22 protein-coding genes are annotated in these 23,584 nt (G+C 74.1%); 14 read left to right on the forward strand and 8 right to left on the reverse strand.

What is annotated here, in order from left to right:
- Positions 1–133 precede the first annotated feature (133 nt).
- The 9 genes from FHU28_RS20425 (at position 134) to FHU28_RS20465 (ending at position 7,594) form a co-directional block, all read left to right on the forward strand.
- Positions 134–865 carry a FadR/GntR family transcriptional regulator gene (locus tag FHU28_RS20425; RefSeq protein WP_184686124.1) on the forward strand — a complete coding sequence of 244 codons (732 nt, stop codon included), beginning with the start codon at positions 134–136 and terminating at the stop codon, positions 863–865.
- Positions 862–1,689: a sterol desaturase family protein gene (locus FHU28_RS20430; protein WP_184686125.1), complete on the forward strand. Its 828-nt coding sequence runs from the start codon at positions 862–864 to the stop codon at positions 1,687–1,689. Before FHU28_RS20425 ends, FHU28_RS20430 begins: the two co-directional genes overlap by 4 nt.
- Positions 1,686–2,360 (forward strand): lysoplasmalogenase, encoded by a 675-nt coding sequence (locus tag FHU28_RS20435; RefSeq protein WP_184686126.1) that lies wholly within the window; start codon positions 1,686–1,688, stop codon positions 2,358–2,360. Before FHU28_RS20430 ends, FHU28_RS20435 begins: the two co-directional genes overlap by 4 nt.
- Entirely contained in the window at positions 2,333–2,824 is a 492-nt protein-coding gene (gene smpB / locus FHU28_RS20440) for an SsrA-binding protein SmpB (RefSeq protein ID WP_184686127.1), read from the forward strand. The genes FHU28_RS20435 and smpB overlap by 28 nt, the downstream gene beginning before the upstream one ends.
- Positions 2,825–2,865: 41 nt before the next feature.
- Positions 2,866–3,414 (forward strand): DinB family protein, encoded by a 549-nt coding sequence (locus FHU28_RS20445; protein WP_184686128.1) that lies wholly within the window; start codon positions 2,866–2,868, stop codon positions 3,412–3,414.
- Positions 3,415–3,461: 47 nt separating this feature from the next.
- Complete coding sequence (locus FHU28_RS20450) at positions 3,462–4,037, forward strand: winged helix-turn-helix domain-containing protein (protein ID WP_184686129.1); 576 nt, start codon at positions 3,462–3,464, stop codon at positions 4,035–4,037.
- Entirely contained in the window at positions 4,034–5,314 is a 1,281-nt protein-coding gene (locus tag FHU28_RS20455) for an MFS transporter (protein ID WP_184686130.1), read from the forward strand. The genes FHU28_RS20450 and FHU28_RS20455 overlap by 4 nt, the downstream gene beginning before the upstream one ends.
- 114 nt (positions 5,315–5,428) lie before the next feature.
- Positions 5,429–6,664 (forward strand): ricin-type beta-trefoil lectin domain protein, encoded by a 1,236-nt coding sequence (locus FHU28_RS20460; protein ID WP_184686131.1) that lies wholly within the window; start codon positions 5,429–5,431, stop codon positions 6,662–6,664.
- A gap of 252 nt (positions 6,665–6,916) precedes the next feature.
- A complete protein-coding gene (locus tag FHU28_RS20465; protein WP_184686132.1) occupies positions 6,917–7,594 on the forward strand; it encodes a GNAT family N-acetyltransferase in 678 nt (225 codons plus the stop codon).
- A 57-nt stretch (positions 7,595–7,651) separates the two neighbouring features.
- Here the strand turns inward: FHU28_RS20465 and FHU28_RS20470 are convergent, their stop codons facing one another.
- Positions 7,652–13,426 carry a WD40 domain-containing protein gene (locus tag FHU28_RS20470; protein WP_184686133.1) on the reverse strand — a complete coding sequence of 1,925 codons (5,775 nt, stop codon included), beginning with the start codon at positions 13,424–13,426 and terminating at the stop codon, positions 7,652–7,654.
- Positions 13,427–13,534: 108 nt separating this feature from the next.
- On the opposite strand from FHU28_RS20470, the gene FHU28_RS20475 reads away from it, so the two are divergent.
- From FHU28_RS20475 to FHU28_RS20485, 3 genes are read left to right on the forward strand one after another with little or no spacing between them, the layout of a single operon-like run.
- Positions 13,535–14,767, forward strand: a complete 1,233-nt coding sequence (locus FHU28_RS20475; protein ID WP_184686134.1) for an ArsB/NhaD family transporter — start codon at positions 13,535–13,537, stop codon at positions 14,765–14,767.
- 10 nt (positions 14,768–14,777) lie between these two features.
- Entirely contained in the window at positions 14,778–15,101 is a 324-nt protein-coding gene (locus tag FHU28_RS20480; protein ID WP_184686135.1) for a nuclear transport factor 2 family protein, read from the forward strand.
- A gap of 55 nt (positions 15,102–15,156) precedes the next feature.
- Positions 15,157–16,056 (forward strand): GNAT family N-acetyltransferase, encoded by a 900-nt coding sequence (locus tag FHU28_RS20485; protein ID WP_184686136.1) that lies wholly within the window; start codon positions 15,157–15,159, stop codon positions 16,054–16,056.
- Between the two features lie 12 nt (positions 16,057–16,068).
- On the opposite strand, the gene sigJ is transcribed toward FHU28_RS20485, so the two are convergent.
- The gene (sigJ, locus tag FHU28_RS20490) at positions 16,069–16,935 is read right to left on the reverse strand and encodes an RNA polymerase sigma factor SigJ (protein WP_184686137.1); all 867 of its coding nucleotides are present in this window, start codon (positions 16,933–16,935) and stop codon (positions 16,069–16,071) included.
- A 139-nt stretch (positions 16,936–17,074) separates the two neighbouring features.
- On the opposite strand from sigJ, the gene FHU28_RS20495 reads away from it, so the two are divergent.
- The gene (locus tag FHU28_RS20495) at positions 17,075–17,845 is read left to right on the forward strand and encodes an SDR family oxidoreductase (RefSeq protein WP_184686138.1); all 771 of its coding nucleotides are present in this window, start codon (positions 17,075–17,077) and stop codon (positions 17,843–17,845) included.
- Positions 17,846–17,861: 16 nt separating this feature from the next.
- Here the strand turns inward: FHU28_RS20495 and FHU28_RS20500 are convergent, their stop codons facing one another.
- The 6 genes from FHU28_RS20500 to FHU28_RS20525 form a co-directional block, all read right to left on the reverse strand.
- Positions 17,862–18,272: a VOC family protein gene (locus tag FHU28_RS20500; RefSeq protein ID WP_184686139.1), complete on the reverse strand. Its 411-nt coding sequence runs from the start codon at positions 18,270–18,272 to the stop codon at positions 17,862–17,864.
- A gap of 25 nt (positions 18,273–18,297) precedes the next feature.
- Complete coding sequence (locus FHU28_RS20505; protein WP_184686140.1) at positions 18,298–19,200, reverse strand: inositol monophosphatase family protein; 903 nt, start codon at positions 19,198–19,200, stop codon at positions 18,298–18,300.
- Between the two features lie 15 nt (positions 19,201–19,215).
- Complete coding sequence (locus FHU28_RS20510; RefSeq protein WP_184686141.1) at positions 19,216–19,869, reverse strand: sulfurtransferase TusA family protein; 654 nt, start codon at positions 19,867–19,869, stop codon at positions 19,216–19,218.
- Positions 19,866–20,867 carry a hypothetical protein gene (locus FHU28_RS20515; RefSeq protein ID WP_073828530.1) on the reverse strand — a complete coding sequence of 334 codons (1,002 nt, stop codon included), beginning with the start codon at positions 20,865–20,867 and terminating at the stop codon, positions 19,866–19,868. The genes FHU28_RS20510 and FHU28_RS20515 overlap by 4 nt, the downstream gene beginning before the upstream one ends.
- Positions 20,868–20,922: 55 nt before the next feature.
- Positions 20,923–21,699 carry a class I SAM-dependent methyltransferase gene (locus tag FHU28_RS20520; RefSeq protein ID WP_184686142.1) on the reverse strand — a complete coding sequence of 259 codons (777 nt, stop codon included), beginning with the start codon at positions 21,697–21,699 and terminating at the stop codon, positions 20,923–20,925.
- 108 nt (positions 21,700–21,807) lie between these two features.
- A complete protein-coding gene (locus tag FHU28_RS20525; RefSeq protein ID WP_260413070.1) occupies positions 21,808–22,758 on the reverse strand; it encodes a TolB family protein in 951 nt (316 codons plus the stop codon).
- 148 nt (positions 22,759–22,906) lie between these two features.
- Between FHU28_RS20525 and FHU28_RS20530 the strand changes: the two genes are divergently transcribed.
- Positions 22,907–23,500, forward strand: coding sequence for an HD domain-containing protein (locus tag FHU28_RS20530; protein WP_184686144.1), 594 nt, complete (start codon positions 22,907–22,909; stop codon positions 23,498–23,500).
- The last annotated feature ends 84 nt before the right edge of the window (positions 23,501–23,584 follow it).

The following is a 23,584-nucleotide window of genomic DNA, read 5'->3' on the forward strand; positions in this document are numbered from 1 at the left end:
ACTCCCTTCGCTCTGGCGGCTCCTACGGCGAAAGGATACGAGGGGTCACCGCTGCGGTACGCACCGGCCGCCCCGGAATTCGACTGGTACAACCAGTTGACGGGTTGACGTGCGCGGGGCCACACTGCTGCGCATGACCTTCGATCCCGCGCCCCGCGTGTCGGTCTCCGACCACGTCTTCGGCCGGCTGCGCGACGCGATCGTCTCCGGCCGGTACGCGCCGGACGAGACGCTGCCCGGCGAGCGGGAACTGGCCGGCGCGTTCGCCGTCAACCGGCACGCGGTCCGGGAGGCGCTGCGCCGCCTGCAACAGCTCGGCCTGGTCCGGGTCAGCCAGGGCGGCGCGACCCGGGTGCTCGACTGGCGGGTGCACGCCGGGCTGGACCTGGCGCTGTCCCTGGCCCGCTCCGGCGACGTACTCCCGGTGGAGACGCTGGTGCGCGACATGCTGGAGATGCGGGCCTGCGTCGGGATCGACGCGGCCCGGCTCTGCGCCGAGCGCGGCGACGCGGCCGTCGTCGCCGCGGTGGTCCGGGCCGCCGAGGAGTACGGCGACCTGGCCCCCGACCTGGACCTGATGAACGAGGCGAACATCGCCATCTGGCGGCTGGTCGTGCGCGGCAGCGGGAACACCGCCTACCAGCTCGCCTTCAACAGCCTGGTGGCCGGCACGTTCGCGGTCGGCGACGTCCCCCCGGACGCCCGCGCGGCCGAACTGCTGAACGTCGCCGGGCACCGCCGTCTCGCCGCCTCGATCGCCTCCGGTCAGGGCGCGGCGGCGGCCCGGCACGCCCGGGAGCTGCTGACCGCGCCGGTCACCACCACCCCCACCCCCACCACCTCCGGAAGGGAAGCGCGCGCATGATCCCCGCCGTGCTGTACGCCGTCCCGGCGTTCCTGCTCCTGATCGTCGTCGAGGCGGTCTCCTACCGCTTCCTGCCTGACGACGACGAACGCGGCTACGAGCTGCGCGACACCACCACCAGCCTGTCGATGGGGCTGGGCAGCCAGATCATCGGCTTCCCGTGGAAGCTGCTCACTGTCGGCCTCTTCGCGGCGCTGTGGACCGTCGCGCCGGTACAGCTGTCCCCCGGCGACTGGTGGACCTGGGTGATCCTGTTCTTCGCCGACGACCTGGCCTACTACTGGTTCCACCGCTCGCACCACGAGGTACGCGTGCTCTGGGCGAGCCACGTGGTGCACCACTCCAGCGTCCACTACAACCTGTCGACGGCGTTGCGGCAGAGCTGGACGCCGATGACCTCGCTGCCGTTCTGGCTGGCGCTGGCGCTGCTCGGCATCCCGCCGTGGATGATCTTCCTCCAGCAGTCGGTCAGCCTGCTCTACCAGTTCTTCCTGCACACCGAGCGGATCAAGGTGCTGCCCCGGCCGATCGAGTGGATCTTCAACACGCCGTCGCACCACCGGGTGCACCACGGCTCGAACACCGAGTACCTGGACCGCAACTACGGCGGCATCCTGATCATCTGGGACCGGCTGTTCGGCACGTTCGAGCCGGAGCGGGCCACCGCGCGCTACGGGCTGACCAAGAACATCGGCACCTACAACCCGCTGCGGGTGGCCACCCACGAGTTCGCCGCGATCTGGTCCGACGTACGCCGGGCAAGCTCCTGGCGACACCGCCTCGGCTACCTGTTCGGCCGTCCCGGCTGGCAGCCGGTCCGATGAGGCGCTCCTGGCTGCTGCCCCTGTTCGGGCTGGTCGCCGCCGTCGAACTGGTCGGGGTCGCGCTGGACTCGACAGTGCTCCAGTGGCTGGCCAAGCCGCTGCTGGCGCCGGTGCTGCTGGCGTACCTCTGGGCGCACCGGCGCCGGGTGGACGCGGTGGCGGTCGGCCTGGTCGCCGCCACGGCCGGCGACGTCGCCCTGCTCCTGCCGGGCGACACCGCGTTCCTGGCCGGAATGGGGTTCTTCCTGGTCACCCAGGTCGCGTTCATCACCGCATTCGTGCGGCACCGTCGTGCGCCGGCCCTGGCGTGGGCCGGCTACCTGCTCGCCTGGGCCGGCGCGAACGCGCTGCTGTGGGGCATGCTCGGGCCGCTGCGAGTGCCGGTGCTCGGCTACAGCCTGGCACTGTGCCTGATGGCCGCCGCCGCCACCGGGGTGTCGGCGCGGGTCGCCGCGGGCGGCGCGTTCTTCCTCGTCTCCGACCTGCTCATCGGCGTGGGCGCGGCCGGGGTCGAGCTGCCCGGGCGGGGCCTGCTGGTGATGGTCACCTACTGCGCGGCGCTGCTGCTGATCACCACCGGCTGGGTGACCGCGACCCGCCCGGCGACCGGTCCGCAGCCGCCGCCCGCGGGTACCCTGCTCACGTGGCCAGGGAGAACGGGCGCAAGCTGATCGCCTCGAACAAGAAGGCACGGCACGACTACGAGATCCTCAAGACGTACGAGGCGGGCATCGTGCTCGCCGGCACCGAGGTGAAGTCGCTGCGCGAAGGGCGGGTGTCGCTGGTCGACGCGTTCGCCCAGGAGCGCGACGGCGAGATCATGCTGTACGGGCTGCACATCGCCGAGTACGGCTTCGGCACCTGGACCAACCACGCGCCCCGGCGCACCCGCAAGCTGCTGCTGCACCGGGTGGAGATCGCCCGCATCCTGGAGAAGCTGCGCGACGGCGGCGTCACGCTGGTGCCGCTGTCGATGTACTTCGCCGACGGCTGGGCCAAGGTGGAGCTGGGCCTGGCCCGGGGCCGCCGGTCGTACGACAAGCGTCAGGCGCTGGCCGAACGGGACGCCAAGCGGGAGATCGCGCGGGAGATGGGTCGCCGGCTCAAGGGCCGGACGACCGCGCGGCGGGGCTGAGCGCGCCGTTTTCTGTCCCAGGCCGATGGCAGGCTGAGCGCATGACCGACCTGACCTGGAACCCGCTGCTCCGCGAGCAGCTCACCTGGCACTGGACCTACCAGTTGCGGGACCGCCTCGCCGGACTCACCGACGCCGAATACCTCTGGGAGCCGGTCCCCGGCTGCTGGAGCGTGCGTCCGCGCGGCGACGGCGGCATCCCGGCGATCGACTTCGCGCTGCCGCAGCCGGACCCGCCGCCGTTCACCACCATCGCCTGGCGGCTGGCCCATGTCATCGTCGGCGTGCTCGCCATGCGCAACGCGTCGCACTTCGGCCGCGCGCCGACCGACTACGCCTCGTTCCCCTACTCCCCGACCGCCGCCGGCGCGTTGGCCCAGCTCGACGAGGAGTACGCCGCCTGGACGGCAGGGGTCGAGGCGCTCGGCGAGGACGGTCTGGCGCGCCCTTGCGGCCCGGCCGAAGGGCCGTTCGCCGACGTCCCGATGGCCACCCTCGTGCTGCACATCAACCGGGAGGTGATCCACCACCTGTCCGAGGTGTGCCTGCTGCGCGACCTGTACCGCCACACGCCGGCGGACGCGCGATAAATACAAGACTCCTTGTACATCATTCCTTGTCGGTCTAGCCTGGCGGCATGACGGACGGAACCGGCAACCGGCGAGTGAGCGACCCGCGAGCCATGCGGGCGCTGGCCCACCCCACCCGGCTGCGGCTGCTCGGCGAGCTGCGCCTGCGCGGCCCGCAGACGGTCGGCATGCTCAGCGAGCGGACCGGCGAGGCGGTGGGCTCGGTCAGCTACCACGTCGGCAAGCTGGCCGAGCACGGCTTCGTGACCGAGGCCCCCGAACTCGCCCGGGACCGGCGCGAGCGGTGGTGGCGGGCCGCGCACGCCACCACCGACTGGGATCCGCTCGAACTGCTCGACGACCCGGAGCGCCGGCTCGCCGGCAACCTGCTGCGCCAGGCCGCCATGCAGCGCTACGTGGACCGCTACCAGGCGTACCTGGATTCCGAGGCGAGCCTCGACCCGGCCTGGGTACGCGGCACCACCAGCAGCGACATCGTGCTGCGCCTGACACCGGAGGAACTGGTCGAGCTGCGCGACGAACTGTCCGCGCTGGGCCGGCGCTGGCAGGAGCGCGGCGCACCCGGCCGAGCCGGCGCCGAGATGGTCACGCTGATCTGGCAGGCGTACCGGGGGCCGCAGTGAACCGCGACCGCCGGCCCCTGGCCGGACTGCTTATCGGGCACGCCGTCTCGCTGACCGGCAACGTGCTCACGCTCATCGCGCTGCCGCTCTACGTGCTGGCCGAAACCGGCTCACCGGCCGCCACCGGGCTGGCCGGGGCGTTCGCCACCGCGCCGGTGGTGCTCGGCGGCGCGTTCGGCGGCGTGCTCGTCGACCGGATCGGCTACCGGCGCTCCAGCGTGCTCGCCGACGTGGTCTCCGGCGTGACCATCGCCGCCGTACCCCTGTTGCACGCCACCGTCGGCCTGCCGTTCCCGGCGCTGCTGGCCCTGGTCTTCGTCAGCGGACTGCTGGACACGCCGGGGCAGACCGCGCGCACCGCGTTGCTGCCGGAGGCCGCGGCGGCGGCAGGTGTGCCGATCGAGCGGGCGGCCGGGTGGGAGGACGCGACCTCGCGCGGCGCCCGGATGATCGGCGCACCCGTGGCCGGCCTGCTGGTCGGCGTGTTCGGGGCGGTGCCGGTACTGGCGCTGGACGCGGTGACCTTCGCCGTGTCGGCCCTCGTGGTGACGCTGCTGGTGCCGCGTGGGCTGCGACCGTCCGACGACGGGAGCGAGCCGGAGACCGGCGGCTACTGGCGGCAGTTCGCCGCCGGGCTGCGCTTCCTGGTCCGCGAGCCGCTGCTGCGCGCCATGGTCCTGCTGGTGCTGGTGACGAACCTGTTCGACGCGGCGAAGAGCAACGTGCTGCTGCCGGTGGTCGCCGAACGGGAACTCGGCGGGCCGGCCGCGTTCGGCCTGCTGGTGGGCGTCATGGGTGGTGGGGCGCTGGTCGGCTCGCTGGTGTTCAGCGCGATCGGGCACCGGCTGCCCCGCCGGGCCACGTTCGTCACCGCGTACGTGCTGTGCGGCGCCCCACCACTGTGGGCGCTCGCCGCCGCGCCGCCGCTGCCGGTGGTGGCCGCCGTGGTGGCGATGGCCGGGCTGGCCGCCGGCGCGCTCAACCCGCTGATGGGCGCGGTCCAGTTGGAGCGGGTGCCGCCGGCCATGCGGGCCCGGGTGTACGGCGTGATCGGCGCGGGCGCGTGGGCGGCCATGCCGGCCGGCGCGGTCGGCGCGGGATTCGCCGCGGACCGGTTCGGCCCCACGTCCACGCTGGTCGTGATGGGCGCCTGCTACCTGCTTGTGGTGCTCACGCCGCTGCTGGGCGGCCCGTGGCGGGACATGCGCCGCCCCGCTGTGGTGCGGCAGCGCGAGCCCGAGCCGACGTCGGAGCGCCAGCGGGAAACGCTCTCTTGACATCGACCGACTTCGTTCATACCTTCATCGAAGTCTATTTGTATGGTTTGTTTACCGTTGGGTGGGGCCGGCCGCCGTGACGGGAACAGCCACCACCCCCGCAGGAGGCGCCCCGTGCGCACCATCCGTACCCTCGCCGCCCTGGTGGTGACAGCGGTCGGCCTCACCGCCGCCCTCGCCGCCGTCCCCCACTCCCCCGCGATCGCCGCCCCCGGCGCGGTCACCTGGTCCGACGACTTCAACGGTCCCGCCGGCGCCGCGCCCGACGCGAGCAAGTGGCGCTACGACATCGGGGGCGGCGGCTGGGGCAACAACGAGTTGCAGTACTACACCAACAGCACCCGCAACGCCGCGCTCGACGGCAACGGCAACCTGGTCATCACCGCCCGCAAGGAGAACCCGGCCGGCTACTCGTGCTGGTACGGAAGCTGCCAGTACACCTCGGCCCGGCTGCTCACCAACGGCACGTTCGCCCAGGCGTACGGGCGGTTCGAGGCGCGCATCAAGGTCCCGCGTGGACAGGGACTGTGGCCGGCGTTCTGGATGCTCGGCAACGACATCGGCACGAACCCGTGGCCCGGCAGCGGCGAGATCGACATCATGGAGAACGTCGGCTACGCGCCGTCGACCGTCTGGGGCACGCTGCACGGCCCCGGCTACTCCGGCGGCAGCGGCGTCGGCGCGTCCACCTCGCTACCGGGCGGGCAGGCGCTCGCCGATGCCTTCCACACCTTCGCTGTGGACTGGGCGCCGGACTCGATCACCTGGTACCTCGACGGCGTGGCCTACTCGCGCAAGACGCCCGCCGACATCGGCGGCAACCGCTGGGTCTTCGACCACCCGTTCTTCATGATCATGAACGTGGCTGTCGGCGGCAACTGGCCCGGCTCGCCGGACGGCAGCACCACGTTCCCACAGACCATGACCATCGACTACGTCCGGGTGCAGGCCTGGGACAACGGCGGCGGGGGCACCGGCGGGCAGATCGTCGGGTACGGCAACAAGTGCGTCGACGTGGCCAGTGCCGACACCGCCAACGGCACGCCCGTGCAGCTCTGGGCCTGCAACGGCACCGCCGTCCAGCGCTGGAGCTGGAACGCCGACGGCTCGGTACGCGCGCTCGGCAAGTGCCTCGACGTGGCGGCCGGGTCCACGGCGAGCGGCGCCAAGGTGCAGCTCTACGACTGCAACGGCACAGGCGCGCAGAAGTGGGTGTTCAGCGCGGCCGGCGACATCGTGAACCCTCAGGCCAACAAGTGCCTGGACGCCACCGGTCCCAGCTCGGCCGACGGCACCCGGCTGCAGATCTGGGACTGCACCGGCGCCGCCAACCAGAAGTGGCGCCGCTGACCGGCGTCCCGGGCCGGGGCGGGCGGCACGAACCGCCCGCCCCGGCGTCGCCCTCTCCCCCGCCGCCCCTCCCCCGCGATCTTGCACTTTCGGCCCGAGCGGTGACGCGAATGTCCCATCTGCCCGGGCACAAACTGCAAGATCAGCAGGGCTGGCTGTCCTGGGGGGCACGAATGGCGTTGCGGTCTGGGATACCGTGAGGTCCGTTTCGCTGCCGCGAGACCAGGTCATCGATCTTCTGGAAGCGCGATCATGGATGAACTGACCGGCGCGCTGACGTCGATGAGCGGGTTCACGCCGGAACCCATCCCCACCGCACGGCTGAACCTGCTGCACCTGGCCGTCGAGCACGCCCAGGAGATGGCCGCCGTTCTCGCCGACCCGGCGCTGCACACGTTCATCGGCGGCGAGCCCGCTTGCCCGGCGGCGTTGCGGGCCCGCTACGAACGGCTGGTCGCCGGCTCGCCCGACCCGGCCGAGTCGTGGTGCAACTGGGTGATTCAGCTCCGGGACTGCTGCCGGCTGACCGGCTTCGTCCAGGCCACGGTCACCGAACCACACGGGACGGTGGCGGACACCGCCACGGCCGGCGCGCGGGCAGTCGGGCACCGGCACCTCGACGAGGCGACACCGGCCACCGCGGGACCGGTCGCGGAGATCGCCTGGGTGGTGGGAACACAGTGGCAGGGGCGCGGGATCGCCACGGAGGCCGCCCGTGGAATGGCCGGCTGGCTGGGGCGGCGCGGTGTGCGTACCCTCGTGGCCCACGTCCATCCCGACCACCGCGCGTCGGCCGCGGTGGCCACGGCCTGCGGCCTGGCCCCCACCGACGTGTGGCAGGACGGCGAGGTCCGCTGGACCGGACCTGCCGCCCCGCCTCCCCCGCCTGCCGGAGTTGACCAAGGAGTTCGTGTCGGAGACGACGTCTGATCCGGACACAAACTCCTTGATCACCGGGGCGGGCGGGGCGGGCGGAGGACGCGGGGGTCAGAAGGGGGCGTCCACGGGTAGGCGGCGGACCTGGGTGAGGTAGGGGTCCAGCTCGCCCACCTCGAACCGGCACGTGCCGATGACGTGCCAGAACTGGCCGCCCGGGTCACCGTCCAGCTTGTAGCGGCCGTCCGGGCTGACCGCCGCCCACCCGTCCGGCAGGCCGATCAGCGTGGTCCGCAGCTGGGCGTGCTCCGGGTCGGCCACGTCCCACAGCCGTACCGTGCCGTCGTCACCGGCGCTGGCGAGCAGGCTGCTGTCCGGGCTGAAGTGCACCGACCAGACGCGCCGGGTGTGCGCGGCCAGGGTGCCGTGCAGGCGGCCGGTGACCGGGTCCCACAGCCGGATCACCAGGTCGTCCCCGGCAGTGGCGAGCAGGTTGCCGTCCGGGCTGAACGCGCACGACCAGAGGCGGCCGTCGTGTCCGGTGAGCACGACGCGCGGCTGGCCGGTGTGCACGTCCCAGACCACCGCCGTGCCGTCGTTGCCGGCGCTTGCGAGCAGCGTGCCCTCGCTGTTGAAGCCGACCGAGTAGACCCGGTCGGTGTGGTGCTCCAGCGTCATCCGGCAGGTGGCGGTGGCGGCGTCCCAGAGCCGTACCGTCTGGTCGTCGCAGCCGGTGGCGATGGTCTCGCCGTCCGGGCTGAACGCCACAGTGCGCACCCGGCCCCGGTGCGGGGTGAGCGTGGCGAAGTGCCGGCCGGTACGGCGGTACCACAGGCGTACCGTGTCGTCGTCGTTCGCCGTGGCCAGCGCGTCGCCGTCGGGGCTGAACGCGACCGCCCAGACGTGGTCGGTGTCCACGTTGAGTTCCCGCTCGTCGGCGCCGGTGTCGGTGTTCCACAGGTGCACGCCGCCGTCGCCGCTGGGTGAGGCGACGAGCGACTCCTCGGGGCAGAACACCACCGACAGCAGCCGGTCGGCGGGGCTGGCGAGCTGCCGCAGCAGGCGGCCGGTACGCGGTTCCCAGAGCCGGATCACGCCGTCGTTGCCGCAGGCGGCGAGCACTTCCCCGTCGTCGCGGAAGGACAGCGCGGTGACCCGGCGGCCGTGCCCGCGCAGCGTGTGCTGGAGCTGCCCGGAGCGCACGTCCCACAGCCGGGTGGTGCCGTCGTTGCTGCTGGTGGCCACCTGGTTCTGGTCCGGCCGCCAGACCACCGGCCACACCGAGCCGCGGTGCCGGGTCAGCTCGTGCCGGACCTGCCCGTCGTCGGTGTCCCAGAGCTGGATCGCGCCGTCGCTGGCGGCGGTGGCGAGCAGGCTGCCGTCGCCGTTGAACCGGACGCTGTAGATGGCGCCCCGCTGCCGCCCGAGCACCCGGACCGGCCGGCCGGTCTCGGTCTCCCACAGCCGCAGCGCGCCGTGCGTGTCGCCGGTGGCCATCAGCGTGCCGTCGGGGTGGATGTCGAGGGCGTACACGTCGGCCTCGTGGCCGCGCGGCGAGCGCAGCAGCTCGCCGTCGCCGGCCCGGCGGATCCAGACCCGGCCGTGCTGCCCGACCGCGGCCAGCAGCCGCCCGTCCGGCGTGTGCGCCACCCGGTAGACGACTTCCGGCTCCCGCACCTCGAAGGCCAGGCGACCGGTGGGGATGTCCCAGCCGCGTACCGTGCCGGCGCTGTCGGCCACCACGACCCGCCGGCCGTCCGGGCTGAACGAGGTGCCCCAGATCGGCGCGGCGTGGCCGGGCCACTCGTGGCGCAGCCGGGCGGTGCGGGTGTCGTACAGCCGGACCACGCCGGCCGCGTCGCCGACCACCAGCCGGCCCCGGCGGCCGTCGGTGAGCAGCGGCCAGACCCAGCCGGCGAAGACGTCCTCGATGACGTGCCGCACGTCGCCGTGGTCGGCGTCCCACAGCCGTACGGTGAGGTCGGCCGCGCCGGTGACGAGCTGGTGGGAGGCGGCGTCGTAGCGGACCGCGTACACCCGGGACCGGTGTCCCTGGAGCGTGCGTACCGGCAGCCCGGTGGCGGTGTCGCAGAGCAGCACGCCGCCGTCGTCGCTGCCGACGGCGAGCACCGCGCCGTCCGGGCTGTACGCCACCGGCACCGGCAGCCGGCCCACCTCGAAGCCGTAGCCGACGCCCACGGCGGGCGGGGCCAGGCCGGGCGCGACCGGACGGCCCGGCGCGACGACGGCACCGCGCAGCTCCGGGGCGCGCAGCAGCGCCGCGTCGGCGCTGACGTCGATGAGCGCGGTGCGGTGCCAGCTGCTGCCGGCGACGCGCGCGCCGCGCAGGTCGGTACGGAACAGCCGCGCCCCGGCCAGCTCCGCGTCGCGCAGATCCGCCCCGGCGAGGCGGGCCTGGTCCAGGCGGGCGCCGCGCAGGCGGGCGTGTTCCAGCCGCGCCTCGGTCAGGTTGGTGGCGATCAGCCGCGCGTCGGTCAGGTCGGCGCCGGTCAGGTCGGCCCCGGCGAGTTCGCGGTGCGACAGGTCCTCGCCGCGCAGCACCGCGCCGCGCAGGTCGGCCCGGTCGGGCAGGCGCAGCCGGGCGGACAGCCGCAGCGCGTTGGCGCGCAGCGTCTCCCCCGCCGACTCGTCGCCGAGCACCCGCGCGGTCCAGGCGGTGCAGCGGGCCGGGTCGGCGAGGTCGCCGAGGAACTCCACGGCGAGCGCGGACAGCGACCGCACCGCCAGCGCGGCCGGCTCCTCGCCGCGGTTGAGCTGCTCGGCCACGCCCTCGGCGACGAGCCACTCCATGACCGAGGTGTGGATGAACCCGAACAGCCCGTCGTCGGTGCGGACCAGCAGGCTGCCCGCGCCGACCGCGTGCGCCGCCTGCGGGCCGGACAGCCGCGAGTCGGCCCGGCCGGCGAGCTGGCCGGTGGACTCGGCCAGCTCGGCCAGCCGCAGGTACGCCTCGCCGCTCTCCCAGAGCTGGAACGCCAGCCGGCTCACCGCCTGCCACAGCTCGGGGCGGCGCAGGCTCACCGGCGCGCCGGGGATGCCCTGGGTGCGGCGCTCCTCGAAGTCCAGCCAGGACTCCAGGATCTCCCGGTACAGCGCGGCGGCGCTGAACGTGCCGCCCGCGCCGGCGACGGCGGCGAGCCGCCCCTCGTCGAGGTTGGCGATGAAGCCGAGCATGCGCGGGTTGCGGGAGAGCCCGAGCAGGTCCTTGACCCCGGCGAGCAGGTCCATCCGTTCGCGGGCGGCCCGCTCGTCGCCGCCGTACCGGTTGCGCAGGAACGCCTCGATCTGCCCGGGGGTGAAGTCCTCCACGGCGAGCACGCGCCGGTGCGGCAGCAGGCCGACCCGCTCGCCGAGCGCGGTCAGCACCTGGGAGTTGGTCTTGAAGTGCTGGGTCCGGCTGCTCACCACGATCTTCGCGTTGCCCTCGGCGGCCTGCAGCAGCGTCTCCAGGTGGTCGGCGGCCCGGTCGTAGGTGACCCGGGCGACCAGCTCGTCGAACCCGTCGAAGAGCAGCACGATGCGGCCCTGGCGCAGCATGTAGCGGAACGCCTTGAGGTCGATGACCTGCTCGCCGTGGTTGGCCAGGTGCGCGGCGACCAGGCCGTCGACGGAGTGCGCCTTGTCCAGCGCGCGCAGCTCGACCAGGATCGGGATCAGGTCGGGCGCGGCGGTGGGCAGCCGCCGGGCCACCTCCCGCAGCGCGAACGTCTTGCCGCGGCCGAAGTCGCCGAGCACCAGCACGAACCGGCCGTCCGGGGCGGAGACGGTCTCCAGCAGCTCGTCCACCACGTCGTCGCGCACGCGCTGGTCGGCGCCGACGAGGTGGCGGTAGCGCTGCGGCACGTACTGCCCGGGCGGGTAGAGCCGGTCGGCCTGCAGGCGGGCGGTCTGCGCGGCGACGTACTCGCGCAGGTCGAGCAGGCCCTGGAACTCGGTCAGGTGCAGCACGCGCACGCCCCGGCGTTGCGCCTCCTCGGCCAGTCCGCGCGGCACCCGGTCACCGTCGTAGACCAGCTCGGAGGCGATGTCCGGGTCGGTGGCGTGCACCCGGCGGGCGAAGACGTCCACGTCGGCGGCGGTGGGGGTGCCCACGTGCGCGCCGACCCGCTGCTGGCGGACCACGCCGTCGGAGCGGTAGCTGATGTACAGGTGCGGCGGGTCGGTGTCGACGCGGCGTACCACCACCCGGTCGTAGCGGGCCTCGCAGACCTCGGCGAGCCGGTCCAGCAGGCGCTGCACCGGGGCGACCGGCGCGGCGGCCACCGCCGCGCCCTGGGTGGCTCCCTCGACCGCGACCGGGCGGCGCGGGTCGGGCACCTGGGCCGGACCGGACGCGCCGAAGGTGGCCTCGGCACCCGGCCAGTTCACCGCCGTCACCGTGCCGGAGTCGAGGCGGTCGTCGCGGCCGAGCACCCAGCGGGTCATGCCGTCGCCACCGAGCCGCAGCACCTGCGCCCGGCCGTCGCGGGGGGCCGCGGCCAGCGGCACCACCGGGTCCACCCGCGCCGACGGCGCGGCGTCGGAGAGCAGCAGGTTGAGCATCGGGCCGACCAGCCGGTTGACCGCGCCCCGGTCGCGCAGCGACACCGGGTCCGGCGGCACCTCGTCGGCGTACGGGCTGCGCGCCCCGGGGGCGTGCGCCATCGCGCCCAGCCGCAGCCAGCCGGACTGCTGGTAGTGGCGCAGCCGCTGGGCGAACCAGCTGGACTGCGCCTCGCCGAGGAAGCCGTACCGGTCCTCCTCGCGGTGGGTGATGGCGATGGTGGAGTTCAGCCCGGCCACCACCACCCGCAGGTCCGGGACCGGGAACAGCGTCCAGGGCTGCTCGCTGTCGAAGATCCGGTCGTCGAGGCCCTGGTAGAGGTCGTCGAACAGGCGCGCGTAGTGCCGCCACTTCGGCCAGTACGGCGGCTGCGGGTCGACGTCGTCGGCCTCGCAGGTGGCGAAGTACGCGCGGCAGGCCGCCATGGTCACGTCACGCGGCCCGGGCACCACGATCAGGCGGTGCGGCTCCAGCCCGAGCAGCACCCGCAGGCCGGTGAGGAAGCTCAGCGCGTCGGAGAACTCGCGCGGGCTGCCCGACTCGGTCAGGTTGCCGGCGACGACGAGCAGGTCCGGCCGGGGCACGCCGTCGTTCATCAGCAGCGTGAGGTCACCCATCAGGTGTTCCTGCACCTCGCCGGGGGTGACCGGCGCGCCGGGGGTGATCACGCCCCGGCCGAAGCGCGGCCCGGCGACCTGGAGCACGGTGACGGTGTCCCGGGCGGTCGGCGGCGCCACGGCGGCCGGCGGGAACGGCGGCGGGTTGATCGGGGTACGCCGGGCGCGGCGGGGCGCGGGCGCTCCGGCGGCCGGCGCGGCGAGCACCCCGTGCGGGTCGGCCGGGTGGTGCGGGAACGCCGGCTGCCGCATCGGTTTGGCCCGGCCGTCGAGCGCCTCACGGATGCGGTCGAGCACCCGGTTGCGGGCCTGCGCCGGATCGTCCACACCGACCAGGTCCACATAGGTGATGGTGGCGAGCAGCCCGTCGATCGGGCAGTCCTCGACGCGTACCGTGACGAGCTTGTTGCCGGTGCCGTCCGGGTCGGCGCGCAGCGCGGCCTGCCACTCCAGCTTGCCGTAGGTGGAGTGCAGGTAGCGTTCGGACAGCACCGCCACCACCACCTCGGCCTCACGGACGCCACGGTCCATGAAGTCGATGAAGTTGGTGCCGGCCACGAAGTCCCACGCCTGCAGCAGCGTGCGGTAACCGGCCGCCTCGAACTCCCACGCCAGCCACGTCGCCCAGCGCTCGTCGGCCGGGGAGTAACTGATGAAGAAGTCGATGGGGCGATCGGACCGGGTGGGGTGCGCGCCTACAGCCACATGGTCATTATGGCCACCGACGGTCAACAGATCGACACCCTCGGCAGCCCGGATCGCGACCACGTCGGGCTCCTGCGCCCGCACCGCCGTGTGCGAGGATCGTCACTCGTGGAGACCCCCGGCGATCCGCCGAACGCCGTGCCCGACCGATCCCGCTGGGGCCGTCTGCACGTGCTGGACTGGATCGCGATCGGGCTGGCCGTGGTCGGGCTGGTGTGCGTGCTCACCGGGTTGCTGCCCCGCGCCGACGCCGAGGCGACCATGCGGCGGATCGTCCCCATCCTGATCTTCCTCGGCACGGTGGTGGTGCTGGCCGAGCTGACCGCTGTGGCCGGGGTGTTCGACGCGCTCGCGACCCGGGTCGCGGTGACCGCGCGGGGCAGCTTCCGGGCCCTGTTCTGGCTCTGCGTCGGCTTCGCCTCGGTGACCACGATCGCGCTCAACCTGGACACCACGGCGGTCCTGCTCACGCCGGTGATGATCGCGCTGGCCCGGGCGCTGAACGTGCCGCCGACGCCGCTGGCGATGACCACCGTGTGGCTGGCGAACACGGCGAGCCTGCTGCTGCCGGTGTCCAACCTGACGAACATCCTGGCCAGTGACCGGGTCGATCTGGACCCGGTGCCGTGGGCGGCCCGGATGTGGTGGCCGCAGCTCGTCGCCGTCGCGGTGACCGCGCTGCTGCTGTGGTGGTGGTACTGGCGTCCGGCGCGCGCCGGGGCCGACCCGTTCGACCCGCCGCCGCCGTACGTGCCGCCGGACCGGGTGCTCTACCGCACGGCGCTCGCCGCCTGCCTGCTGTTCGTCGCCGGGATCCTCGCCGGGGTGGAGATCGGCGTCGCCTCCGGGGTGGCCGCCGCGATCCTCGTCGCGGGCTTCGCGGTCCGGGCCCGGCACCGGCTGCGGCTCGCGCTGGTGCCGTGGCGGCTGCTGGTCTTCGTGACCGGACTGTTCCTGGTGGTGCAGACCATCGGCCGGTACGGCCTGGACACCGTGATGGGCACGCTCATCGGCACCGACCCGGGCGCGGAGGGCGCGCTGCGGGCGGGCGCGGTCGGCGCGCTGTTCAGCAACGTGGTGAACAACCTGCCCGCGTACCTGGCCGGCGAGGCGGTGATCGCGGCCGACCGGCACACCCAGTTGCTGGCGCTGCTGATCGGCACGAACGTGGGTCCGCTGGCCACGCCGTGGGCGTCGCTGGCGACACTGATCTGGTACGAGCGCTGCCGGGCCGCCGGGGTGGGCGTGCCGCTGGGCCGGTTCGTGGCGACCAGCGCCGCGCTCGCCGTGCTGGCCACCGCCGCCACCGTCACGGCGCTTCTTGTCGGTCCCGGCGCCTAGCATCGCGCCCATGAGCAACCCGCCCGAGATCGTCCGCCGCTACTTCGCGCTCGCCGGCCAGGCCGACAAGGAGCCCTACCTGGCGCTGTTCGCCGACGACGCGGTGGTTGAGGACGAGGGCCGCACCCACCGCGGGGTCGCGGAGATCCGCGCCTGGCGCAGCGGCACGCCGCTGGTGTCGTACGAGATCACCGACGTCGAGCAGACGCCGGCCGGCACGGTGGTGACGGCGACGATCAGCGGCGACTTCCCCGGCAGCCCGTTCGCAGGGCTGCGGTTCCGGTTCGAGGAGTACGACGACACCCACATCCGCCGGCTGCGCATCGCCCCCTGACCCGGGGCGGGAAAACCGCTACGACCCGGCCGTGGGCAGTGACTACCGTGCCCGCATGACCGTCGCGCCCACCCTGCACTTCTGCACCGACCCGGACGAGTTCCTCGCCGCCGCCGAGGCGTACCTGGCCGCCGACCCGGTGATCAACACCGTCGTCGCCAGCGTCACGCGCCGGATGGCGGCCCGCCGCGCCGAGGGCGTCGCGCTGCCCGAGGACGACTGGTGGCTGGTGGTGCGCGACGGCTCCGGGGCGGTGGTGGGCGCCGCGATGCGTACCGCGCCGTTCCCGCCGCGACCGCCGTTCCTGCTGCCGATGCCGCCGGAGGCCGCCGTGGCGCTGGCCCGTGCGTGGCACCGGCGCGGCGAGCGGGTCCGCGCGGTCAACGGAGCGCTGCCCGCCGCACGTGCCTGCGCCGACGAGGCCGCACGCCTCGACGGCGGCCGGGTCGAGGTCGCCCAGCACACCCGGCTGCATGTGCTGGACCAGTTGGCGCCACCGGCCCCGGTGCCCGGCGCGCTGCGGGCCGCCGGGCCGGACGAGGTCGACCTGGTCGCCGCGTGGTTCGGCGCGTTCACGGCCGACGCCGACGAGCAGGCGGGCCGCCCACCCGGCACCAGCGCACACGAGACGCCCGACCGCGCCGAGTTGCTGCGCCGCATCCGGGACGGGCGGGTCTGGTTCTGGACCGACGGGTCGGGCGTCCCGGTGCACCTGACCGCCGCCAACCCGCCGTCGTACGGCGTGGCCCGTGTCGGACCGGTCTACACGCCTCCCGAGCAGCGCGGACGCGGCTGGGCCGGCAACGCGGTAGCCGAGGTGTGCCGGCTGCTCACCGCCGAGGGGGCGCGGGTGTGCCTGTTCACCGACCAGGCCAACCCGGTGTCGAACCGGCTCTACGCCGGGCTGGGTTTCCGGCCGGTGGTCGACATGGCCAACCTGGTTCTGGTCGACTGAAGCGGCTCCGGGTCAGCCGGCGAGACCGAGCGCGGCCAGCCGGCGCGGGTCGGCGATCACGTGCACGGCGGCGATCCGTCCGCCGGTGACGGTGAACGCCATCACCGACAGCGGGCGGTCCCCGGCGCTCACCAGCACCCCGGCGGCGCCGTTGACCAGCACCGGCCGGGCGTGCGGGAACAGCCGGCCGAACGTGGTGGCCTGCGCTGCCACCACCGTCGCGCCGGTGAGCACGACGGTGTGCCGGGCACGGGCGCTGCCGGCGTCGGAACGCAGCACCACGTCCGGGTGCAGCACCGCCACCAGGGCGTCGAGGTCGCCGTCGCGGGCGGCGGCGAGGAAGGCGTCGACCACCGCCCGCTGCCGGGTCAGGTCCGGGTCGGGCGCGGGCGCCTGTCCGCGTACCCGGCGGCGGGCCCGGCTGGCGAGCTGCCGGGCCGCCGCCGGTGAGCGGTCGACGAGCGGGCCGATCTCGTCGAACGGCACCCCGAACATGTCGTGCAGCACGAACGCGAGCCGCTCGGCCGGGGTCAGCGTGTCCAGCACCACGAGCAGCGCCAGCCCCACCGAGTCGGCGAGGACCGCGGCGTGCGCCGGGTCGTCGGCGCCGGTGTCCACCACCGGGTCGGGCAGGCGGACGTCCAGCGGATCCTCCCGGCGGGCGGCGCGGGACCGGAGCGTGTTCAGGCTGACCCGGGCGACCACAGTGGTCAGCCAGGCGTCCAGGTTGTCCACGGTGGCCGGGTCGGTGCGGGCCAGCCGCAGCCAGGTCTCCTGCACGGCGTCCTCGGCGTCGGTGAGCGAGCCGAGCAGCCGGTAGGCCACCGCGCGCAGCCGCAGCCGCTCCCGCTCGAACCGCTCCGCCAGCCCGTGGTCCATCACCTGAGCCTCCCCTCCCGCACGTCGTCTCGACCCGCCACGGCCCGCTGATGTGACCGGAGGTGACCGCTGTCACATCTGTCACGTCGGCGGGCCGCCGCGGGTCGACGTGGCAGCACAGGCGACGGAGGGGAAGACGATGAACCCACACATCCTGGTCACCGGCGGCACCGGCACGATCGGCCGGCACGTCGTACCGCTGCTGCGCGCCGCCGGGCACCCCGTGCGGGTGCTCAGCCGGCGCGGCGGGCGGTCCGGCGACGGCGTCACCCACGTGACCGCCGACCTGCTCAGCGGCGCCGACCTCGGCCCCGCCCTGCGCGGGGTGCGCACGGTGCTGCACCTGGCCGGCGGCGCGAAGGGCGACGACCGGGCCGCCGCCCACCTGGTCCGGGCCGCACGCCGGGCAGGGGTGACGCATCTGGTGCACATCTCCGTGACCGGCGCCGACCGGGTGCCGCTTGCCTGGATGCGGTCCAAGCTCGACGCCGAACGCGCGGTGGCGGACTCCGGCGTCCCGTGGACCGTGCTGCGCGCCGCGCAGGCGCACGACCTGGTGCTGACCATGCTGACGGCGATGACCCGGCTGCCGGTGGCGCCGGTGCCGGGCGGCCTGCGGTTGCAGCCGGTCGACGCCGCCGAGGTGGCGGCCCGGCTGGCCGAGCTGACGTCGGGCGCGCCCGCCGGGCTGGTGCCGGATCTGGCCGGGCCGCACACGTACGGGATCGGTGAGCTGCTGACCGGCTACCTGGCGGCCACCGGGAAGCGCCGCGCGCGACTGCCGGTCCGCATCCCCGGGCGGGCCGGCCGGGCGTACCGCCAGGGCGCGAACCTGGCCCGGCCGGGCGCCGCGAGGGGCGTGCGGACCTGGGCGGACTTCCTGGCCGCCCAGACGCCGTCAAGGCCCTGACCCGCCGCGACGCCCGTCAGGCGTCGGCGGAGCGCGACGCCGGATGGAACTGCTCGAACATCACCTCGTAGCCGTCCGGGTCGAGCCCGTAGAAGATCCGCGCCCAGCCCACGTCCTCGGGTTCGAGCGTGACCGGCAGCCCCTCGTCGCGCCACAGCGCGTACGTGGCGTCCAGGTCCGCGGTGGGCACTGTGAGCACGACACCGAGCCCCGGCGGCCCGGCCTTGACGTCGCGTTCCCGCTGCGCGTTGTGGTGGCCGTGGCGGTGCAGGTCGGACAGAATCAGCCAGGTGTGACCGAAGGTCAGGTAGCGCAGGTTCGTCTGCTCGGCGTTCGGGATCTCCTTGAAGCCGAGTCGCCGGTAGAGCCGGTGCGAGCGGTCCAGGTCGCGGACCCGGAGCCCGAGCTTGAGCTGTTTGGCGGCCATCCGGCCGAGGCTAGCGGATCGCGCCTCACCAGCCGACCGAGCCGAGGCTGACCGGGGTGAGGCGGCGCACCTGCGGCTCGATCCACTGTGCCGCGGTGACCAGCTTGACCAGCCGGTCGATGGTCTCCGGCGGCCCCGCCACGAAACTGCGCTGGTCCGCCGGGCAGCCGTACCTGTCGTCGAACGTGCCGCCGTCGAGCGCGCGTACCGCCATGCCGGCTTCGACGGCGAGCAGCATCCCGGCGGGCAGGTCGACCGCCTCGGGCCGGTAGCCGACGATGCCGTCGATGTCGCCGCGGGCCAGCATCACCCAGGACAGCAGCGGCGCCCACAGTTGCAGCACCCGGCGGGCGGTCGTGTCGAGCACCACCTTCAGTGCCCGGGCGGTGCTGTCGTCCCGGCGTACCTCGTGCCCCTGGGTCCAGGCCAGCACCGGAGCGGGCGGCACCGGGCGGTGCGCGGCGCGCAGCGGCCGCCCGGCCGCGCCGGAGGTGTGCACGAACGCGCCCCGGCCCCGCACCGCCGACCAGGTACGGCCGGCGACCGGGTCGTGGACCACGCCGAGCACCGGCGAGCCGTTGTCGCACAGGGCGATCCCGACCACGTACGCGGGCAGCCCGATCGCCACGTTGTTGGTGCCGTCGAGCGGGTCGACAAGCCACGCGAAGGCGGTGTCCGGAGCGTACTCGCCGCCCTCCTCGGCGATCACGCCGTGCTCCGGCCAGCGGGCCCGGATCCGGTCGACGATCAGCCGCTCGGCGGCCAGGTCGAGGTCGGTGACCAGGTCGCCGGTGTCGTTCTTGACCCGGGCGTGCACGTCCCCCCGGGTGCCCCGGCGCAGCAGCCGACCCGCCGCCTGGGCGGCCTCCACCGCGAACCGGTGCGCCTCGCGCAGGTCGGGCCCGCCTCTGCTCGGCTCCACGTCCATGGCTCCTCCAGCCAGTCAGCCCCGTGCCACAAGTCGCGCGATCGCCCGCGCCATCCGCGCGGTCTCCGCCGCGTCGCATCGGTCCCGGCGTACCCGGTGGCTGCGCCCGTCCACCGCGCCGAGGCTCAGGTCGCACGCGCCGGGAGTGGTCCGGCCGAGCGCCACTGTCACCGCCGGCTCACCGGCGTCGACCTCCGAGGTGTGGAAGCCGCCGGCGCGCAGCGCGTACGAGTCGCCGGCCGAGTGCGTCTCCACGGTGGCGGTCATCGCGGTGACCAGCCGATCGGTGGCGGCCATCTCGTCCACCTCGCCGAGGCTGCGCACCTCGTAGACCCGCCAGGACGGGTCGGCGGGCTCGTCGTCGACCTCGATCAGCTCGTTGCGGACGGTGCCGTGCAGCACGTGGCTGAGCAGGTCCCAGCTGTGCGAGTGCATGGTGGAGGTGGTCGGGCGCACCTGCGGCGGGTCGGCGGGCCAGGCGTGCACGCAGACGCCGTCGGGGCCGTCGCGTTCCACCGGCAGGCAGGTGAAGCCGAGCGGGTGCCGGACTGCGCGCAGCGGGCGCCGCCCCTCGGCGACGTCGTCGAGCACGTCCAGCACCCAGCCGCGTAGGAGCTCCGGCCGGGTGCCCCGGTCGATCTCCCGTTCGAGGTCTGTGTAACTGGTCATGAGTACGGATTCCTCGCCTGGACGGCTTTGCCGATGATGTCGGCCACCTCGCGGTCGCCGAAGGAGCGGGGCAGCGTCAGGCCGAGCGCGGCGAACAGCCGCCGTACCTGCTCGACCGACGGCTCGTCGTCGAGCTTGACCTGGGCCGCGGCCTCGATCGGCACGCGCCGGCTCTGCCGGCGGCTGTAGTCCAGCTCGATGTTGAAGCGGTTGTAGTAGACCTCGCCGCGGTCGATGCGCAGCGCGGGCGTCTGCGGGTTCTCCTGGGTGATGACGACGCAGGAGGAGGAGAGGTCGTAGCGGAACGTGGTCATCTGCGCGGAGAGCCGGACGTCGACGGTGAGCAGGCCGGAGCGTTGCAGGTGCCAGCAGGCGGCCAGCACCGTCGCGTAGGACTCCTTGCGGGTGCGGTCGACGGTCCACGGCTCGCCCGGCGCGTCCGGGTCGAGGCTGCGCCGGAACCGCGCGTACCGCTCGCAGACCTCCTCGTCGGTCGGGTCGATGATCTCGATCGCGACGGTGAGCGTGGCGTTGCGCCGCCGGGCGTGTTCCAGGCAGTCCGGCAGCGTGACCGCGCGCAGGAAGGTGCCGGTGCCGCCCTTGAAGCTCCACTGGTCGGTGTGCCGCCGCGCGTCGGCGAGCGCCTGCCCGACCTCGCTGCCGTGCAGGACCCGCACCATGGACACGCTGTCGATGGCCTCGCGGGCCCGGTTCAGCGCGCCTTCGGGGCCGGTGATCTCCTGCATCTGCGGCACCAGGTCGGTCAGCCGGTCGCGGGTGTCCGAGATGACCTGGCGGACCTCCCGCTCGGTGGTGCGCCGGCGCAGCCGGTCGCGCAGCATCGCCTGTGCGAGCAGACCCAGGACCAGCAGGATCGCGCTGTTGACGACCTCCTGGTCGACCGCGTTGGTCAGGCCGAGCACGGACACCGTGAGCGCCAGCACCAGGCCGATGAACGCGTCGAGATTGGTCACGACCCAGGCGAGCAGGCGCGTCATGACATCCCCCGGTCGACGACGGAACCTCCATGATAGCCCGCTGTCAATGTCGCCATCACACCCTGTTTCCGGCCGGTGGCGGCCCGCCCTGCCGGCGGGCGGCGCAGATCAGGGAGCCGCCGAGCCCGGGCGCGGCGCGGGCCAGCCGGCGCGAGGCCACCCACCGCCCGCCGGGCAGCCGCCAGCCGACCTCGTTGGAGCGCAGGGCCACCGGCGTGAACCCGGCGCGGCGCAGCGTCCGGCGCAGCAGCGAGGCGGTGAACGGGCGGATGTGCAGCCACAGATAGGGGTGCAGCGGGTCCACCTGGCGCGGCGCCCGGCCGGCGAGGAACGCCAGCCGGTCCTGCACCGGCGCCAGATTCGGGGTGGTGAGCACCAGCAGCCCGTCCGGCGCCAGCACCCGGTGACACTCCCGCAGCAGCGCCAGGGGGTCGTACACGTGCTCGATCAGTTCCCCGGCGAGCAGCCCGGCGAAGTGGCCGGCGCGGAACGGCAGCCCGCGGGTGGCGTCCAGGCAGACCGGCAGCGCCCGGCCGCCGGTCACCGCGCGGGCCGTGCCCAGCGCCGCCTCGGCCATGTCGGCGAGCACGAGCGGGCCGGGCAGCGCGTCCGGGTCGAGCATGCCGCGCGGCCCGCAGCCCAGTTCCAGCACCGGCCCGCCGCCGGTCACCCCTTCGGCCATCAGCCGGGCCGCGACGGCACGGCGCACCCGGTGGTACGGGTCGTCGACGTACCCGTCGACCTCCGCGCCGTCGTGGTACCGGCGGTGGTTGGCGTGCCGGCCGTGCGCCAGCGCGCGGTGCGACGACGTCCCGGTCGGCGGCTCGGCCATCACCCCTCCACAGCGGACACCGGCCCCGTCGGCGGTGTCCGCACCAAGCCTCGCACCGGTCGCGCCCGGCGGCGCGCACATCCGCACCGCCGGGCGTGGGGGCGGGCGTCAGAGCGCGCGGGCCCAGTCCAGCCGGGTGCTGTCGTCGTACTCGTCGCCGGGGATCCACCACTGCTCGCCGAAGCCGCTGGTGGACACGATGATGTTGCCGCCGTCGGGGTACTCGTTCTCCGGCGGGACCGACAGCGCGGCGCAGTACCGGCCGTCCGGGGAGAACACCGGCGACAGGTAGAACCGGGGTTCGCCGGTGAGTCTCTTCAGGCCGGTGCCCCCGATCCGCACCGACGCCAGCGAGTGGTTGCTGGACTCCAGGTCGGGATACCAGCGGTCGGTGCGGAACACCACGCGCCCGGAGTCGGGCATGAAGACCGGCGAGCCGAAGAGCTCGCCCGGTGCCCCGGGCGTGTAGAGCCGCCGCGCCGTGCCGGTCGTCAGTTCGAGCACGCGCAGTTGCGGGCCCTCCGAACGGCTGTGCCACCGCAGGACGATCATGGAGCCGTCCCGGGACCAGTCCGGGTCGGCCATGGAGTGCCCCTGGACCAGGACGCGGGTGCCGCCGGTCGCGACGTCGACGGCGATCAGCCGGTCGTGGTTCTCCCCGGTGACCAGGGCGATCTCGGTGCCGTCCGGCGACCAGGTCGGCGCGCCGTAGCGGACGCCGAACGGGTCGGCGAGCAGCGTGCGCTTCTGGCCGGTGATCCGGTCGTACACCGCCACGAACGGCTCCAGCGAGCCGTCGCCCGAGCGGGCCGTGTTGACCCAGGCCACGTACCGGCCGTCCGGTGAGGTCTTGGCGTGGTCCCCGTTCGGCAGCAGCTCCCGTGGAGTGGTGCGGCCCGGTTCGATCTGGAGCACACCCCAGCCGACGCTGACCAGCCACGGCCCGTTGACCGCCTCGGCGGCGGGCGCGGCGGCCCCGGCGGTGGACGTGGCGGCCAGCCCGGTCGCGGCCGCGACCCCGGTCAGCGCGGCGGTACGCAGCAGGGCACGACGATTCATTGCTGTCATTCGACAACCCCCGTGAGAGACGTGACCCTCACCCTCGCGAGTGGATCGATCGACCGGAATCGGACGAGCGGCTCCTTCACGTTCGGCTGCTCGTCCATCACCGGCGGTGAGAGCGGCGAGGACCGGTACGCTCGCTCCGATGACCTCCGACGCCCTGCGCCGCGCCCTCACCGAGCCGGGTGACCCGCCGCTGCTCCCGCTGCCCGGCGTCGCGGTCGAGCTGCTGGCCGCCGTCGCCGCTTCGCCGCGCCTGGGCGCGCACCTGCGGCTGGTGCACGACGTCGCCTGGCACCTGACCGCCGCGTTCGCCGACCGGTTCGCCGCGGTGCCGTTCGACAGGCAGGCGGTGCTGTTCGGCGCCGCGGTGCACGACTTCGGCAAGGTCGAGCATCCCGCCGAGCTGACCGGCCCGGGCTCCGCGCACGAGGAGGCGGGCTACCAGTTGCTGCTGCGCTTCGGCGTACCCGAGGAGCGGGCCCGCTTCGCCGTCACCCACGCCGCCTGGCACTCCCCCGGCGTGCAGTTGGAGGACCTGCTGGTCAGCCTCGCCGACAAGGTGTGGAAGGGCCGCCGGGTCACCGATCTGGAGCAGCTCGTGGTCGACCGGCTAACCGCCATCACCGGCCAGGAGCGCTGGCAGACGTTCCTGGAGCTGGACGACGTGCTCGCCGAGCTGGCCGCGGGCGCGGACCGCCGGCTGGCGTTCCAGGCCGAACACCCGGTGCACGACTGACGCCGGTCCGACGGCGGCGATGAGTCCGGCGCCGGTGCGCGGTCTTCACTGGGTCGGTGTTCTCCGATCTCCGGGAGGAAGCCT

This window comes from Micromonospora echinospora (assembly GCF_014203425.1).
GTDB classification, from domain to species: Bacteria; Actinomycetota; Actinomycetes; order Mycobacteriales; family Micromonosporaceae; genus Micromonospora; species Micromonospora echinospora_A.

Bases quoted from the DNA above. Each gene is read 5' to 3' on its own strand.
- FHU28_RS20515 (WP_073828530.1), bottom strand. From the start codon at position 20,867: ATGACGCGCCTGCTCGCCTGGGTCGTGACCAATCTCGACGCGTTCATC.
- FHU28_RS20480 (WP_184686135.1), top strand. From the start codon at position 14,778: ATGAGCAACCCGCCCGAGATCGTCCGCCGCTACTTCGCGCTCGCCGGC.
- FHU28_RS20525 (WP_260413070.1), bottom strand. From the start codon at position 22,758: ATGAATCGTCGTGCCCTGCTGCGTACCGCCGCGCTGACCGGGGTCGCG.
- sigJ (WP_184686137.1), bottom strand. From the start codon at position 16,935: ATGGACCACGGGCTGGCGGAGCGGTTCGAGCGGGAGCGGCTGCGGCTG.
- FHU28_RS20505 (WP_184686140.1), bottom strand. From the start codon at position 19,200: ATGGACGTGGAGCCGAGCAGAGGCGGGCCCGACCTGCGCGAGGCGCAC.
- FHU28_RS20495 (WP_184686138.1), top strand. From the start codon at position 17,075: ATGAACCCACACATCCTGGTCACCGGCGGCACCGGCACGATCGGCCGG.
- FHU28_RS20530 (WP_184686144.1), top strand. From the start codon at position 22,907: ATGACCTCCGACGCCCTGCGCCGCGCCCTCACCGAGCCGGGTGACCCG.
- FHU28_RS20445 (WP_184686128.1), top strand. From the start codon at position 2,866: ATGACCGACCTGACCTGGAACCCGCTGCTCCGCGAGCAGCTCACCTGG.
- FHU28_RS20465 (WP_184686132.1), top strand. From the start codon at position 6,917: ATGGATGAACTGACCGGCGCGCTGACGTCGATGAGCGGGTTCACGCCG.
- FHU28_RS20485 (WP_184686136.1), top strand. From the start codon at position 15,157: ATGACCGTCGCGCCCACCCTGCACTTCTGCACCGACCCGGACGAGTTC.
- FHU28_RS20510 (WP_184686141.1), bottom strand. From the start codon at position 19,869: ATGACCAGTTACACAGACCTCGAACGGGAGATCGACCGGGGCACCCGG.
- FHU28_RS20435 (WP_184686126.1), top strand. From the start codon at position 1,686: ATGAGGCGCTCCTGGCTGCTGCCCCTGTTCGGGCTGGTCGCCGCCGTC.
- FHU28_RS20500 (WP_184686139.1), bottom strand. From the start codon at position 18,272: ATGGCCGCCAAACAGCTCAAGCTCGGGCTCCGGGTCCGCGACCTGGAC.
- FHU28_RS20520 (WP_184686142.1), bottom strand. From the start codon at position 21,699: ATGGCCGAGCCGCCGACCGGGACGTCGTCGCACCGCGCGCTGGCGCAC.
- FHU28_RS20430 (WP_184686125.1), top strand. From the start codon at position 862: ATGATCCCCGCCGTGCTGTACGCCGTCCCGGCGTTCCTGCTCCTGATC.
- FHU28_RS20425 (WP_184686124.1), top strand. From the start codon at position 134: ATGACCTTCGATCCCGCGCCCCGCGTGTCGGTCTCCGACCACGTCTTC.
- FHU28_RS20450 (WP_184686129.1), top strand. From the start codon at position 3,462: ATGACGGACGGAACCGGCAACCGGCGAGTGAGCGACCCGCGAGCCATG.